The organism is Runella sp. R0.1_18, assembly GCF_057652155.1.
In genome coordinates this window covers 43,568-59,567 of sequence record NZ_JBYFCK010000020.1, presented here as the reverse complement: position 1 = coordinate 59,567, position 16,000 = coordinate 43,568, and the positions used below count along the sequence as shown (strand labels likewise).

Below are 16,000 nucleotides of genomic sequence, written 5' to 3'. Positions count from 1 at the left end.
TTAATACTCAATCTCTTCATCTTGAAGCAGTTGGGCAAGATTCAGGGTGCAATCTTCCATTAAGGGAATGTTTTCGTCGTAATTGACGAGATACCAAGGAGCATTGGCCGTGATGACAAAGATTTTCTTGGTTTGGGTAGTAATCCAAATGACTTTTTCTACCCCAAAATCAAGCATTTTCTGCGATTTGTTCAAAACATACGCTAAGTCGCTCGTCAACCCAGTTTCTTCCAGAGCTACTTTAATGTCCACTTCAATCACTATTTTAGGGGCTACATCAAAGTATTTATCGGTCAATGTAATTTTTCCTTTTTCAAAAATGGCAATATCGTTGGCTAAGTTACTCCCTGCACTTACGTGCAAGCCTGACTCATTGGAGGCAATTAAATATTTTTTTCGATTGATACGAATCCCGATATAAAGACCAATTAAATAGACCAATACGGCCTGTAATGAACTGCTGCCCATGATTTCTTCCAATGTTTTCTTTCCTGACAATACTTCCAAATAACCGCGATAAGGCAAAGCTTGCCCGTTCAGCTCTTCATAGACCAAGTGGGCGGGTATTTTCCGAATTTTAGGGCGTCGTTTGGTGGCAATGACAACCATAGCGTGTTCTTTTTTTGACAATTTTACTCAAAAAAGCGACATAAACCAAGCCAAAATTTTATCTTGCATTATCCAATAACTTCACACAAACCCATGAGTCCGCTCTATTTTTTAGCCCCTAAACAATGGTTGTTTATCGGCCTGATGTTGGGACTGTTCCAAGCTTCAACGGCTCAAAATGCAGTTGTTCGTGAAACCACCCAAACCCTCACCACTTACCCGTTTTCGGACCCTGACCCAGTGCCTAAGCCTGGGCGTATCTATCCTTATTTTCGCTACGATGGCTATACTGACAAGCCCGTGTTGAAGGATTGGAAGTTTATTGAACTTGAAAACGACTACATCAAAGTCTATATCACGCCCGAAATCGGGGGTAAAATTTGGGGAGCGTACGAAAAGTCCACCAACTTTCCCTTCATTTATTTCAATCACGTCGTCAAATTCCGAGACGTGGCGATGCGGGGCGCGTGGACGTCGGGTGGTATTGAAATCAACTTTGGAGATATTGGCCATGCGCCTACGGTATCGGCTCCCGTCGATTATTTTACGCGAACCAACGACGACGGTAGCGTTAGCTGTTTTTTGGGGGCATGGGATTGGTCGGCACGAACGCGCTGGATGGTAGAGGTGAATTTGCCCAAAGACAAAGCCTATTTTACCACCAAGTCGCACTGGTACAATGCTACAGCTTTTGAAACGAGTTATTATCATTGGATGAATGCAGGTTTCAAAGCCGCAGGAAACCTCGAATTTGTTTTTCCTGGCACCCATTACATCGGGCATGAGGGAGAAGTCGGCCCATGGCCAAAAGATTCGCTGGGAAGAAACCTGAATTTTTACGAACAAAATAACTTCGGCACGTACAAGTCTTACCACGTTTTGGGTAAAAAAACAGACTTTTATGGTGGTTTTTGGCATGACGATAACATGGGTTTTGCCCGTTATTCACCTTATCATGAGAAACTTGGTAAAAAAATCTGGATTTGGGGGCTATCACGCGAGGGAATGATTTGGGAAAAACTCCTGACCGATACTGACGGCCAATACGTTGAGTTGCAGTCGGGGCGATTATTTAATCAAGCTGCTGAAGGCAGTATGTACAGTCCTTTTAAGCACGTGTCTTTCATGCCCTATACCCACGACAGTTGGACCGAATATTGGTTTCCAGTGAAACAAACTCGTGGGTTGACACACGCAACGCCTGAAATAGCATTGAATCTTCGGGTACAAAATGGATGGTTGAAATGGGATGCCTGCGCCATTAGCCCGCTCAACGATACCCTAAGGATGTCGGTGCCTTATCCCCTTGATAAACCCGTAACAAAGCGACTTCAATTAAAACCACTGGAGACCATCAGGGACTCAGTACGCTGGTCGGGAGAGGTGGAACGTCTCAAAATACAACTAGGAGAAACAGTGATTGCCAACGGGCAACCAACCGCTACTCGAAGACCTTTGGCAGCCCCAAAAGAGTTTGATTGGGAGTCGGAATATGGGCTTTATACCCGCGCCAAAGACTTGGCTAATCAGCGAAAGTACGAGGAAGCGGCAACGTATTTAAAAAAAGTAATTGAAAAAAATAAAAACCACGTAGATGCCTTGGCCGATTTAGCCGAACTCTATTTGAATTTAAAAATAGGGTGGCAAGGGAATGCTTCACCATTAATTAAACAAGCGTTAGCAATCAATGCTTATCATCCCAAAGCTAACTATCTTCAAGGCATGATGGAGTGGAACATGGTGGGTTCGTTGGACTATTTTGGCGTAGCTTCGTTACATTCTGCCTACCGTTCGCCTGCTTTGACTCAGCTTGCGATAAGGGCGATTCGTAACCAAGAATGGGCAAAGGCCGATGAATTTTTGCAACAAGCTTTAGAGGCAAATTCAACCAATTTTGATGCACTGCAATTGGAAATTGTTGTTGCCCGAAAACGGAAAAGAAACGAACATGCTTTAAAATTAATCAAAGAATTACTTCACAAAGACCCCTTAAATCATTTTGCCCGTTTTGAGAATACGTTGATAACAAGCGGAGAAGATGATAAAAAAGTATTTAGTGGCCCAATTAAAAGTGAATTGCCGCACGAAACGTACCTTGAAATAGCTCTTTGGTACAATAAGCTGCGGTTGTTTGAGGAAGGATTGCAAGTGCTTGAATATGCTCCCAAAGAAGTGATGGTACTTTTGTGGAAGTCAGAGTTGATGTCACAACTTTATAAAGATGGCAAGCAATATCGAATGGAGGCGTTAAAGATGTCGCCTGAAAGAGTTTTTCCTTTTAGATGGGAAGATAATGGTTTGTTCCTCAATGCGTCTTTAAGTTCTGATGAAGAAGCTTCAAAAGTGGGTTCTTATTACTTCTTTTTGTCAGCCTTAGCCTCAAAACAAGTAGATGCTAAGAATATTCTACGGGTTGGGATACCCGAAATAAATTACGCACCTTATTACCTCACAAAAGCAGAATTATTGAAAGACCAAAAGGATTCTGTTTTGAAAGCCCTCGAAAAAGCCTACGAGATTGATCCCAAAAGTTGGCGCGTAGTGAAGCGTCTGACTGAGTTTTATGCGGCCAATGGGGAGTTGAACAAAGCCATTCGCCTCAACGAGGAAAAGTTGAACAAGTACTTAAAAACCAAAAAAATAGAGACTTCGGGCTTGCCCGAACACGAAATTTATATTTTGGGGCAACAGCGGGCGGAGTTGTTGAATCAGGCAGGGCGCTACAAAGAAGCCCTTGAAGTGCTAAATTCGCTGACTATTTTGCCAAACGAAGGCGCCTCAGGAGCTCATAAGTTGTACCGCGAACTTAACATACGGTACGCCGCGACGCTCAACCAGCAAAAGAAATACCGTGAAGCGTTTGCGGTTTTAGAACAGGCCGAAAAATGGCCCGAAAACCTTGGTTCAGGCGAGCCTTACAACCCTGATAATCGCTTGACGTGGTACCTAAAAAAGTGGATGACACAAAAGTTGACCAAACAGGAGCCACAACCCGCAGACATTGCTAAATTAACCAAAAATTTGTCAGCTTACGAGTTTGAGCTGTTAAAGCTATTTCAATAAGATAGGAAATAATGAACAAACGACTTGTCATTATTACAGGAAGTAACCGTGGCCTTGGGAAAGCACTCGTTGACACGTTTCTCATGGACGGAAGTCAAGATACAGTGGTAGGGGTTTCGCGGACGTATGGGGAGCAATCTTCGCCGCGCTACGTGGATGTAGGGGCGGATTTGAGTAGTATTGAAGGCTGTGAGTCGGTGCTTTTGGCACTTGGTCAACTGATTGGCCAAGGGGCGTTTGAGCAGGTGATTCTTTTCAATAATGCAGGCCGTTTGGGGGAAGTTATTCCCTCGTTTCAAGCCTCTCCGTATGACATTGCCCAAACCATTTTTGTGAACCAAACGGCGCCAATGATTTTACAAAACGGCTTGTTGTCCATTGGCTCTTTACAAAACATCGCGGTCGAAATCATCAATCTTTTATCAGGTGCGGCTGTCAAGGCGTACGATGGCTGGGGGGCATATTGTTCGTCGAAGGCGGGGCTGCTGATGGCCACCCAAGTCCTCGGCACAGAAATAAACCTTCATCAGCTGCCTGCCAAAGTTTGGGGGTTTGCTCCTGGCGTGGTGGACACCGAAATGCAGACAACTCTTCGCACCTTGGACAGTTCCCAGTTTTCTCAAGTCGAACGTTTTCAACGTCTTTTTGTCGAAGGACAACTCCGCTCACCCGTCAGTGTTGCGACGTTTTTATACCAAGCCGTTGGAAATCCTCAATTTGAAAACGGTGGTTTTTATGACATTCGAAGCTTCTAAAAAGCTGCTGATTGGTGCGTGCCAATTTTGCTACTAACCACCTTCAAAATCGGGATTGTCGCTGACGGGTGAGGTGCGCTCAGTGGCGCTTGTAGGACGCTATTTGGTGTTCGGGTCGTTTCATCAACCCGTGCAGATATATCGTAGGTCTTAGAGGGTCAATTTTTAGGATTTTTGCGTAGAAATTTGTAGTTTTACGCCTTAATTAATACAAAAAGTACATCAATAAGTACCCTATTCGTTACCAATTCCAACATATGGCAACCGAAACGATTGAAATTTCCGAACAGATTGACAGAAGTAATTATTCAGCCGAAAACATCCAAGTTCTTGAAGGTCTCGAAGCCGTTCGCAAGCGTCCTGCGATGTACATTGGAGACATTGGTATTAAGGGGCTTCACCACCTAATTTGGGAAGTAGTTGATAACTCGATTGACGAAGCACTAGCGGGGCATTGTGACCTTATCAGCGTCACCATCAATACCGACAACTCAGTTACGGTAAAAGATAATGGTCGGGGGATTCCGACAGGCATTCACCCTAAAGAAAAAAAATCTGCGTTGGAAGTGGTAATGACCGTTTTGCACGCAGGGGGTAAATTCGACAAAGACACATACAAAGTATCAGGTGGTTTGCACGGGGTAGGGGTATCCTGCGTAAATGCCCTTTCAAAATACCTTCGCGTAGAAGTACACCGTGAAGGAAAAATATTTGAACAAGAATATAGCATTGGTAAGCCTAAATACGCCGTTCGCGAAATCGGTGAAGCAACCGATACAGGAACCTTTGTACACTTCCTGCCCGATGACAGCATTTTTACAGTGTCAGAATACAAGTACGAAACGGTCGCCAACCGTATTCGTGAGCTGTCGTTTTTGAACAAAGGCATCCGCTTGACGTTGACCGATTTGCGTGACTTAGATGAAAATGGACAGCCACGCACCGAAGAGTTTCACTCTCAAGGAGGCTTGACGGAGTTTGTGACCTACCTCGATAGTACCCGCGACCAGCTTATCCAAACCCCTATTTACATGGAAAATGACAAAGGGGCGGTGCCTGTGGAAGTGGCAATGATTTACAATACTTCGTACTCAGAGAACGTGGTATCGTATGTCAACAACATCAATACGATTGAGGGCGGAACGCACGTTTCGGGCTTCCGTATGGCGTTGACGCGTACATTGAAAAACTACGCAGAAAAAACGGGGATTTTGGCCAAAGAAAAAATCGAAATCAGTGGCGACGATTTCCGTGAAGGTCTCACGGCTGTGATTTCGGTAAAAGTACAAGAGCCGCAGTTTGAAGGTCAAACAAAAACCAAATTAGGTAATTCCGACGTGGCTGGGGCTGTAAGTCAAGTAGTGAGCGAAATGCTTGAAAACTTCTTGCAAGAAAACCCTAAAGAAGCTCGTACGATTGTTGATAAAGTGATTTTGGCAGCAAAAGCCCGTATCGCAGCCCGCAAAGCCCGCGAAATGGTACAGCGTAAAACCGTGCTTGGTGGCGGTGGTTTGCCAGGAAAACTAGCTGACTGCTCTGAAACCGACCCATCGGCTTGCGAATTGTACTTGGTGGAGGGAGACTCGGCGGGAGGCTCGGCCAAACAAGGTCGTAACCGCGCATTTCAGGCTATTTTGCCCTTGAGAGGTAAAATCTTAAACGTTGAAAAAGCCCAAGAATACAAGATTTACGAAAACGAAGAAATCAAAAACATGATTACTGCCCTTGGTGTGCAGTTTGGTCGTGATGGCGATGAACGTGCGCTTAATATCGAAAAACTCCGCTACCACAAAATCATCATCATGACCGATGCCGACGTGGACGGGAGCCACATTCGGACTTTGATTTTGACGTTTTTCTTCCGCTATATGAAAGAACTCATTGACAATGGCTACATCTACATTGCCCAACCACCTTTGTATTTGGTGAAAAAAGGCAAAGAAGAGCGCTATTGTTGGACAGAAACGCAGCGTGAGCAAGCCGTGCGCGAGATTTCGGGAGGAAAAGAAGATAGTGTCTATATTCAGCGTTACAAAGGTTTGGGGGAAATGAACCCAGAACAGTTGTGGGAAACAACCATGAACCCAGAGAACCGTAGCTTAAAGCAAGTAGGTATCGAGTCGGGGGCGGAGTCAGACCACCTGTTCTCTATGTTGATGGGTGATGAAGTAGCGCCTCGTCGTGATTTCATTGAGCGCAATGCAAAATACGCCCGCGTTGATGTTTAAACCTCGCTTGAGAAATTATTACGTGGCGAAGGCTATGTTGAAATAACTCTTGTTAAGAAAACGTTAATAAAAGCCATTCGTCCTATCCGACGAATGGCTTTTTGTTGATAACTACCTATTTTTGAAGAATAAAATAAGAAACATGCCTGCATCCGATAACCTTAAAAATTTAGCATCTTTATTTACTTTTGGCCGTGATCGTCGTGAAACTAAGGAGGAGAGACAAGCTGCCGAAGACCAAGATCGTTTCTCGCGTTCGGTAGAACGAGTGAGCCAAACCATCGAACAGAGCAACTTTATCAGTCGTGACTTGAGCTGGCTACAGTTCAATTTTCGGGTTTTAGATCAAGCCAGAAGCAGTCGCCGAACATTGTTTGAACGAATGAAGTTCTTGGCCATTTCGGACTCGAACCTAGATGAATTCTTCACCATTCGAGTAGGAAGTTTGTACAATTACCTCGACTACGGCAAAGAACGGGTGGATTATTCGGGACTGCGAGAAATTCCCTTCCGTAAGGCGTTGATGTCGGCTATACATAAATTTACCGAGGCACAAGACGAGGTGTTTGAGAAAGAACTTATGCCTTTGTTTGCGGAGCATAAACTGCGCATTGGTGGTTGTGTGGATTTAAACGAAGTTGAAAAACAGGAAGTGGGCAAGTATTTCGACCGAACGATTTACCCGATGCTTACACCAATGCTCTTTGACTATACCCATACGTTTCCTGTGTTATTGGCCAAAACCCTGATTTTTGCGGTGATTACCAACTCGCACGAAAAAGGAAAAGGTGACGAAGAAAATCGCCGCATTTCGTTCGTTCAAATTCCCGTAAACCTTCGACGTTTTTATACCATTGAGCGAAAAAACGGAGAGTTTTTGTTTATTCCAATTGAAGAGATTATTCGCCACGAATTACATAAATTATACCGAAACGTAGAAATTACGGACATGCACTTGTTCCGTATTGTGCGTAATGGTGACTTCTCCATTGAAGAAAATGACGATGATGAAAGTGATTTTCTGGACGAGGTAAAACAGAAACTGAAAACGCGGCGCTTAGGGCGTGTGGTGCGAATGGAGGTCGAAAAAGGAATGACTGATTGGCTCCTAAACCTACTCAAAAAGCGCTGGGAATTTGATGATTATAACGTCTTTACGTGCAATCACTTACTCGATTTTACGTGTTTGTGGCAAATTATCAAACATCCCGAATTTGCCGAACTTACGCCGCCGCCCCCGTCGGTAGTTCCGCCGTTGGGCCTTGAACCTGGGCAAATTATAGACGACATTTTTGAGACCATCAAGGAGGGAGACGTTATGCTGCACCATCCTTACAACAACTTTGAACCAGTATTGAAGATGTTGGAAGACGCCGCAGAAGACCCGCAAGTATTGGCAATTAAGCTGACGATTTATCGCCTAGCCAAAAAATCGCGGATTACGGCTGCCTTGCTAAAAGCCGCTGAAAACGGAAAGCACGTATCGGTTTTGTTTGAAGTAAAGGCCCGTTTTGACGAAGAGAACAACATGCGCGAGGCCGAACGCCTCCAAAAAGCAGGCTGTTTTGTGATTTATGGCATTACTAGGTTTAAAACCCATACAAAACTCCTCCAGATTGTGAGAGCAGAGGAACAAGGGGTCATAAGTTACTCTCACCTAGCCAGTGGCAATTACAATGAAGAAACAGCAAAGCTTTATACAGATATTGGTTTGCTCACCTGCGACGAGGTATATAATCGTGACATTACGGAGTTTTTCAACGTAATTACGGGGCATTCGTTGCCAAACGATTATCAATACCTGCTTACCGCGCCCCGCGACATGCGTAAACAAATTGTCAAATTAATTCGGCGAGAAGCAGAAAATGCCGCTCAAGGACTTTCAAGTGGGATTTGTATCAAAATCAATTCATTAGAAGATAAATCGACCATCGAAGAATTGTACAAAGCCTCGCAAGCGGGTGTGCCTATTCGCCTCATTGTCAGAGGTATTTGTTGTTTGCGCCCAGGGCGGGCAGGTTTGAGTGAAAATATTACTGTACGGTCAATCGTGGGTGATTTCTTGGAACATACCCGCGTATTCTATTTTCATAACAATGGAAAACCTAAAGTTTATGGAGGCAGTGCCGACGTAATGGTACGTTCGTTTGACCGTCGGATTGAATCCATGTTTGAATTTGTCAACCCAAGGGTTAAGCAACAGGCAATTCATATTTTGGACTATAATTTCCGTGATAATGTCAATGCTTACGAGTTACAGGAAGATGGTAACTACATCAAATGCGAAGACGAAAAAGGGGAAGCTTTCAATATCCACGAACGTTTTTTCCATGTTACGCTAGAAGAGGTAATGGCTACGCGCTTGTTTGTAAAAGAAGATGCGGCTTTATTGGAAAAACAAAAAGAAGAGGCTACAAAGATTCCTGCTGCCACAGAAACGGGAGAAGAATAAACCATGAAGTATTTTAGAACACTTGTTCAGGCGGGAGCCATCTTCTGGGGTGCATCCATGGGCGTAGAGGCTCAAACACGGACGCCCAAATCGCTTTTTGTGATTGTGGATGGAATTGCCTCAGATGTGATTGAAAAGCTTGATTTACCCAATCTAAAAGCCATCGGACATCCAGCGGGTTATACCCGTGCGTATGTTGGGGGAAAGAAAAATACTTATTCTCAAACCCCCACCATATCGGCAGTGGGTTACAATAGTTTATTGACAGGAACGTGGGTGAATAAGCACAACGTTTGGGACAATAACATCAAAGAACCCAATTACCATTATTGGACTATTTTTCGCTTTTTTGAAGAACAATATCCTCATAAAAAAACGGCCATTTTTTCGACTTGGCTAGACAATAGAACCAAGCTTTTAGGTACTGGTTTGCCTCAGACTAACCACTTAAAAGTAGATTGTTATTTTGATGGTTTTGAATTGGATACCTTGCATTATCCCCACGATGCAGAAAAAGAATACATCCACAAAATAGACGAACGTGTAGTGGAGGAAGCCGCCCGATATATCAAAGATGAAAGCCCTGACCTAACTTGGGTGTATCTTGAATATACTGATGATATGGGGCATAAATACGGAGACAGCGAGCAGTTTACCAAGGCGGTTAAAATCATGGACAATCAAATGGGAAAGTTGTGGAAAGCAATTCAGTTCCGTGAGGCTAACTTTAAAGAGGATTGGCAGGTGTTTATTACCACTGACCATGGGCGGGATGTTGCGAGTGGACGAAACCACGGCGGGCAGTCAGAGCGAGAACGGAGTACTTGGATAGTAACCAACGCAAAGGGATTAAACGATTACTTTGGTGATAAAAAGAAACAAAATGTTCTGCCAGCAGTGGTGGATATTATGCCAACGATGGCCAAACATCTACAAATAAACATTCCCAAAGAACAGGCATTTGAGGTGGACGGCATCCCACTGACTGGGAAATTATCACTGATTGATATGTCGGTCAAAAAAGAGTCTTCGGCGATTCACGTGGGTTGGAAAGCTTTGGAAAAAAAAGAAAAAGTGAAGGTTTGGGTAACAACAACAAACCATTTTGAAGAAGGAGGGCATGATTTATATTTGTTAATGGATGAGGTTCCAATTGAAAATGAAAAAACGGTAATTGATGTTTCAAAAATGCCGTCTAAGTTGTATAAAATCGTCATAGAAGCTAAATTTAATCTTCAAAATAAGTGGGTGGTAGAATAAAAACTTCCAACCTTTTTGCTGCTAACAACGTCATGGTTTTAGAAAACACACCAATTATTTAGAGTAATTGATAATTTATAAAAACCATGAGAAAAATACTGTTAATAGGATTAGTAGCGTTGGTTGGCTTACGATGTAAATCAACTTCTGAAGCCATGATGATGCCCTCGGGCTGTGCCTCCGAAAAGCCTACTTTGGTAGGAAAATGGACAATGACGGAGTTTCGTTATTATGGAGGTTGTTGCCCTGTTATTGCAGATTCTACTTGGAAAAAAGCAACAGATAATTCGTATGCCATTGAGTTTACTAATAATGGGAAACTAAGAGTAATTGATTACATGGCCAACGGTCTGTCGTCAAGCAACGCTGCACAATTAGTGACTAATTATTCCTTTGATGGCAAAGAGATTGCCATAGATGAACAAATTTTAGGGGGAGTACCTTGGCAAAAGAGTGTAACGATTGCACAACTTACCACTCGAGAACTAATTTTCGTAGTTACGGTTGGAAAAGAAGGCGAAAAAAATGCCCGAAAGTTTGTCCGAATATGCGAATAACGTTTTTTATCCTACATTTGAAGTTGAATAATTAACACTAAAATCAACTACTTATGTCTCGTATTGCTCTCATTACGGGTGCTTCTTCTGGAATTGGTAAAGCGACCGCAGAAGCCTTTGCAGCCATTGGGATTGACCTAATTTTATGTGGCCGCCGCCAAGAACGTTTAGAAGAACTTGCTATTCAGCTTGGTCAAAAAGTGAAAACAACTTTTCTGGTTTTTGATGTTCGGTCTTACAAGGAAGTTACAGAAGCCATTCGGTCGCTACCTGAAGCATGGAAAAATATTGATATTCTCATTAATAACGCGGGAAATGCACACGGATTATCATCAATTCAGGAAGGGGATGTGGCGGATTGGGATGCAATGATAGACGGAAACGTGCAGGGATTGCTTTATGTGTCAAAAGCCGTGATTGACGGGATGGTCGAGCGGGGTAAAGGCCATATTGTCAATTTAAGTTCGGTCGCTGGAAAACAAACCTACGCCAACGGTGCGGTGTATTGTGCCTCTAAAAAAGCTGTAGAAGCTATCAGTGAAGGAATGCGCTTAGATTTGACACAGCACGGAATCAAAGTGACAAACATTGCGCCAGGGGCCGTAGAGACGGAGTTTTCGTTGGTACGTTTTAAAGGAGATGAAATGAGGGCTTCAAAGGTATATGAAGGTTTTGATCCACTTTTAGCTCAAGATATTGCAGATGCCATTGTTTATGCAGTGAATGCACCAGCACGTGTAACTATCGCAGACTTAACGATTTATGCCTCTGCGCAGTCAGCACCCACAATAATTTTTAGAAAATAATTAAAAAAAAGCTTGACCAAAGAAATTAAATCGCACATATTTGCAGCCCGAAACGACGAAAAAAGGGCATCGGGAGTTTAGCTCAGCTGGTTCAGAGCATCTGCCTTACAAGCAGAGGGTCGGGGGTTCGAATCCCTCAACTCCCACCAACAAACGGCGAGTTTGTCAATAAAATATAGTGAAGAAAGACCTTAGGGAGTTTAGCTCAGCTGGTTCAGAGCATCTGCCTTACAAGCAGAGGGTCGGGGGTTCGAATCCCTCAACTCCCACCAACAAACGACGAGTTTGTTAATAAAATATAGTGAAGAAAGACCTTAGGGAGTTTAGCTCAGCTGGTTCAGAGCATCTGCCTTACAAGCAGAGGGTCGGGGACGGTCGGCCGCTGCCGTTCGAATCCCTCAACTCCCACGAAAAATAAACGGAAGCTCATTTGCCTTACAAGCAGAGGGTCGGGGGTTCGAATCCCTCAACTCCCACCAACAAACGACGAGTTTGTTAATAAAATATAGTGAAGAAAGACCTTAGGGAGTTTAGCTCAGCTGGTTCAGAGCATCTGCCTTACAAGCAGAGGGTCGGGGGTTCGAATCCCTCAACTCCCACGAAAAATAAACGGAAGCTCATCTGTCTTACAAGCAGAGGGTCGGGGACGGTCGGCCGCTGCCGTTCGAATCCCTCAACTCCCACATTAACAAAAAGCCTCAGACATCTGAGGCTTTTTGCGTTTTATCAGGTTAAACGCATTAAAATATAGCGTGGTTATTGATTGCTCCAGAGAAGCTACATCTTATGAAAGATGTCACCCCCATGGGGCTTTGGGATGGCCTTTACCCCTTTTTTCTACTAAGATTTAGCCTCGCTGAGGCTATTTTTTTGATGCGTTTAACCTAGCGTTTTATTACTACTTACGCTTACCTGAAACGATTTCTTAATGGAGCTTGTTTTATCCTCTTTTGAGGAAAATAATTCTACGAATTCATTATAAATACTTCTTGTGCTTCGTTTTAGGTAATTTAAAGGCTTATCGCTAATGCTATGTACTATTTGCTAATTTTTACGGTTATTGGTTGGGGAAAATATTTTACCTCTTCTCCGCAAACAGAGCCTCAGAATGTCACAGTTTTTCAAAATGGCTTAGAAGGATATAAATGTTATCGAATTCCTGCGATTGTCAAAGCACCTAATGGCGACTTGTTGGCTTTTGCCGAAGCGCGCCGCAACAATTGTGGCGATTTTGGCGATGTGGAAATTGTGATGAAAAGTAGTGCTGACCAAGGAAAATCGTGGTCTGCGCTGCAAGTAGTGGCTGATAATGGTTCCGACCAAGCGGGAAACCAAGCGCCCGTTTTTGACCTCACTGATAAGCGATACCCAAAAGGCCGACTTTTTTTGTTTTACAATACAGGCACCGCGCACGAACAAGAAGTGCGCGAGGGAAAAGCCATAAGGGAGGTCTGGTTCAAAACAAGTACTGATAATGGACGTACGTGGACTGAGGCAGTCAACATCACGACGCAAGTATCAAAACCTAACCATCCAGCTACGAACCCAGCGTATGGTTTTAAGGAAGATTGGCGCTCGTATGCCAATACTCCTGGGCATGGTTTGCAAATTCAGAAAGGGAGGTACAAAGGTCGAATCTATATCGCTGCCAATCATTCGGAAGGTCCTCCGCAGCCTAAGTCGAGAGATTACACTGCGCATGGATTTTACACCGATGACCACGGGCAATCGTTTAAATTGTCTCCTAACGTAGCCTATGCGGGTAGTAATGAGGCGATTGCGGCAGAAACATCAAATGGTAGTTTGCTTTTTAATTGTCGCAATCAGTCGGGAGATGCCAAGTATCGTATTCAGGCTTTTTCCAAAAATGCGGGAGAAACGTGGTCGGAAGTGAAAGTAATGACCGATTTACCTGATCCAGTTTGTCAGGGAAGTATGATTGATTTTGAGCCTAAAAAAGGGAAAAAAGTGTTGATTTTTTCTAACTTAAACAGCCAAACAAAGCGCGAAAAATTGACTATTCGGGTGAGTAAAGACGATGGAAAAAGCTGGTCGGCTGGTAAGGAAATTTATGCAGGTACAGCGGCTTATTCCGACTTGGTGGTACAAAAAGACCAACAAATTGGGGTTTTGTACGAAAAAGATGATTATACCAAAATAGTTTATGCTGTTTTTGAATACAACTGGTTGATTAAATAAAGAGGTATGTTTTAGGCAACGACACCTGCCTTCTGACAATCTATGTGTATATTCGTACGTTTGATACGAAAAAGCCAATTGCCCTACTATGAAAACCCGATTATCCATGCTCTTCGTTATTTGGAGCTCGTTGGTGCAGTTGGGGGCGATGCAGGAGCCTCAGTGGAAAGTTTACCCAAATCCCGCCACGGAGTACGTAACGGTTGAATTCAAATTGCAATTGCCTTCGCGGGTGATTGTGAAAATTCTTGACCCTAATGGGCAGCTTATACGGTTATTGACCAATGATTTATACCCCACAGGTACGCACTTTATAAAGACGACGCTGTTTTCAATTCCAACTGGTTATTACCTTATTCATTGCGAACAAGGCGATGAGACTTGGACAAAGAAATTTGTTGTAAAATAAAACTTCGTAAACAAAAATAGCCCTTTTCTGAAGGGCTATTTTTGTTTATCCACTTAATGGAAACTATTTCTTCGGCATCGCAAATATGCTTTCGTCGATGGTTGGATTAAGCTCTAATTTGGTAATAGTCGTTACAATTGCTCCCGCTTGAGGATTTGAAATCTCTGTTGTATGGGGAAACGAAATTCCATCGACTATTTTATAATTCGACATTTTTGTATCAACCTCTACCGACTGACCACTTACCGTAACCTTGATGGATGTTTTGGCCGTAAGATACGTTTTTGTATCAATGTAGTGGGTCATAATGGTACCGTCTTTGGAGGTAAGTTTTACTTTATATGTTTCATTTCCATCTAAGGTTTCTTTGCCCATTAATTCGGCAACAGCACCCGACTCTTTGATATTGGCCATACCCGATAAGTCTAATTGTGATGCCGTAGCTTTGACTTGTTCGTCTGGAAGCGCCACGGGGTCAGAACCCTGCATAGGATTAATCGTCCAGCCTTTGTCACCGTCGATGGCAACAACGATGCTTTGACCCATCACTTCGATGTCGTTGCGCATTCCGCGTTTATGGACAATGACCGACTTGGAGGCCAAATCCATCCCCATGACCGATGTCGTGCTTTCCATTCGCATTGATTTGAGGGCATTGAGTTTGGCCGAGCCACCACGGGCATCAATGGCTTTAGAAATAATTTCATCGGCTGTTTGTCCGAAACTAGCAGCTGCACTAGCAAAAACGATGGTTAAGGAAAAAAGTAGCTTTTTCATGATTTTATTGGGAAGTTAAACAAGTGCAGAAGCGCCTTTAACGCCATGAACGTACGAAGTGATGTCTTTTTCGAGTTCGGTGCTTTCTTGCAAAACCCGAATGAAAGCACTACCGATGATGGCACCACTTGCGTGTTCACAAGCTTTGTTGAAGGTTTCGTTATCTTTGATACCAAAGCCAATTAAGCGTGGATTTTTGAGGTTCATGGCATTGACTCGCGCAAAATAAGCTTCCATGTCGTGGCTGACGCCCGACTGGGAGCCTGTCACGCTGGCCGAGGATACCATGTAAATAAATCCTTCGCTCGATTCGTCGATTTGGCGAATGCGTTTTTCGGTAGTTTGAGGCGTAATTAAGAAAATATTGAGTATGCCGTACTTGTCAAACGTAGGTTTATAATACGCTAAGTACTCATCTACGGGCATATCAGGTAAAATAAGCCCATCTACGCCAACTTCTGCACATTGCTGGCAAAAATTTTCAATGCCAAATTGGAGAACGGGGTTGATGTACCCCATCAGCAACACGGGCAGCGTTATTTCTGAACGCATTCCATGAAGTTGCTCGAATAGTTTCTTGACACTCATCCCGTTTTCAAGCGATTGCTCGTTGCTTTTTTGGATGGTTTCACCGTCAGCAACGGGGTCAGAGTAGGGCATACCAATTTCAACCAAATCTGCTCCTGCATCTTCGAGGGCTTTTAGCACACGGCGGGTGTCGTTTAATTGCGGAAAACCTGCCGTAAAATATACGTTTAGATTGTGGGTGGGGTTCTTCTGAAAAAGTTGAACAATTCGATTCATGCTGGGTTTATTTTTTTGGTAAATGTAGGATTTTCCACTACGACAACCAAAATTTGGAGTGCGCCTATTTAATGGGCAAAG

The 16,000-nt window shown here is 43.5% G+C and carries 12 protein-coding genes and 4 tRNA genes; 13 read left to right on the top strand and 3 right to left on the bottom strand.

What is annotated here, in order from left to right; genetic code table 11:
• The gene (locus tag AC23P2_RS25460; protein WP_487775801.1) at window positions 1–609 is read right to left on the bottom strand and encodes a Uma2 family endonuclease; all 609 of its coding nucleotides are present in this window, start codon (window positions 607–609) and stop codon (window positions 1–3) included.
• A gap of 93 nt (window positions 610–702) precedes the next feature.
• On the opposite strand from AC23P2_RS25460, the gene AC23P2_RS25455 reads away from it, so the two are divergent.
• The 13 genes from AC23P2_RS25455 (at window position 703) to AC23P2_RS25395 (ending at window position 14,338) form a co-directional block, all read left to right on the top strand.
• Window positions 703–3,672 carry a DUF5107 domain-containing protein gene (locus AC23P2_RS25455; RefSeq protein WP_487775800.1) on the top strand — a complete coding sequence of 990 codons (2,970 nt, stop codon included), beginning with the start codon at window positions 703–705 and terminating at the stop codon, window positions 3,670–3,672.
• An 11-nt stretch (window positions 3,673–3,683) separates the two neighbouring features.
• Window positions 3,684–4,427 (top strand): SDR family NAD(P)-dependent oxidoreductase, encoded by a 744-nt coding sequence (locus AC23P2_RS25450; RefSeq protein WP_487775799.1) that lies wholly within the window; start codon window positions 3,684–3,686, stop codon window positions 4,425–4,427.
• 257 nt (window positions 4,428–4,684) lie between these two features.
• On the top strand, window positions 4,685–6,655 hold the full coding sequence (gene gyrB, locus AC23P2_RS25445; RefSeq protein ID WP_487775798.1) for a DNA topoisomerase (ATP-hydrolyzing) subunit B: 1,971 nt from the start codon (window positions 4,685–4,687) through the stop codon (window positions 6,653–6,655).
• A 142-nt stretch (window positions 6,656–6,797) separates the two neighbouring features.
• The gene (ppk1, locus tag AC23P2_RS25440) at window positions 6,798–9,107 is read left to right on the top strand and encodes a polyphosphate kinase 1 (protein WP_487775797.1); all 2,310 of its coding nucleotides are present in this window, start codon (window positions 6,798–6,800) and stop codon (window positions 9,105–9,107) included.
• 3 nt (window positions 9,108–9,110) lie between these two features.
• Window positions 9,111–10,367, top strand: coding sequence for an alkaline phosphatase family protein (locus tag AC23P2_RS25435; protein ID WP_487775796.1), 1,257 nt, complete (start codon window positions 9,111–9,113; stop codon window positions 10,365–10,367).
• 86 nt (window positions 10,368–10,453) lie between these two features.
• A complete protein-coding gene (locus AC23P2_RS25430) occupies window positions 10,454–10,924 on the top strand; it encodes a hypothetical protein (protein ID WP_487775795.1) in 471 nt (156 codons plus the stop codon).
• Between the two features lie 53 nt (window positions 10,925–10,977).
• Entirely contained in the window at window positions 10,978–11,730 is a 753-nt protein-coding gene (locus tag AC23P2_RS25425) for an SDR family NAD(P)-dependent oxidoreductase (RefSeq protein ID WP_487775794.1), read from the top strand.
• Window positions 11,731–11,801: 71 nt separating this feature from the next.
• Window positions 11,802–11,879, top strand: a tRNA-Val gene (locus tag AC23P2_RS25420).
• A 45-nt stretch (window positions 11,880–11,924) separates the two neighbouring features.
• Window positions 11,925–12,002, top strand: a tRNA-Val gene (locus AC23P2_RS25415).
• Between the two features lie 45 nt (window positions 12,003–12,047).
• Window positions 12,048–12,138 (top strand) — tRNA-Val (locus tag AC23P2_RS25410).
• 116 nt (window positions 12,139–12,254) lie between these two features.
• Window positions 12,255–12,329 (top strand) — tRNA-Val (locus AC23P2_RS25405).
• Between the two features lie 433 nt (window positions 12,330–12,762).
• Complete coding sequence (locus AC23P2_RS25400) at window positions 12,763–13,929, top strand: sialidase family protein (RefSeq protein WP_487775793.1); 1,167 nt, start codon at window positions 12,763–12,765, stop codon at window positions 13,927–13,929.
• 88 nt (window positions 13,930–14,017) lie between these two features.
• Window positions 14,018–14,338, top strand: coding sequence for a T9SS type A sorting domain-containing protein (locus AC23P2_RS25395; protein ID WP_487775792.1), 321 nt, complete (start codon window positions 14,018–14,020; stop codon window positions 14,336–14,338).
• A gap of 63 nt (window positions 14,339–14,401) precedes the next feature.
• Here the strand turns inward: AC23P2_RS25395 and AC23P2_RS25390 are convergent, their stop codons facing one another.
• Entirely contained in the window at window positions 14,402–15,115 is a 714-nt protein-coding gene (locus AC23P2_RS25390) for a LolA family protein (RefSeq protein ID WP_487775791.1), read from the bottom strand.
• A 15-nt stretch (window positions 15,116–15,130) separates the two neighbouring features.
• Window positions 15,131–15,919 (bottom strand): tryptophan synthase subunit alpha, encoded by a 789-nt coding sequence (gene trpA / locus AC23P2_RS25385; RefSeq protein WP_487775790.1) that lies wholly within the window; start codon window positions 15,917–15,919, stop codon window positions 15,131–15,133.
• Window positions 15,920–16,000: the final 81 nt, after the last annotated feature.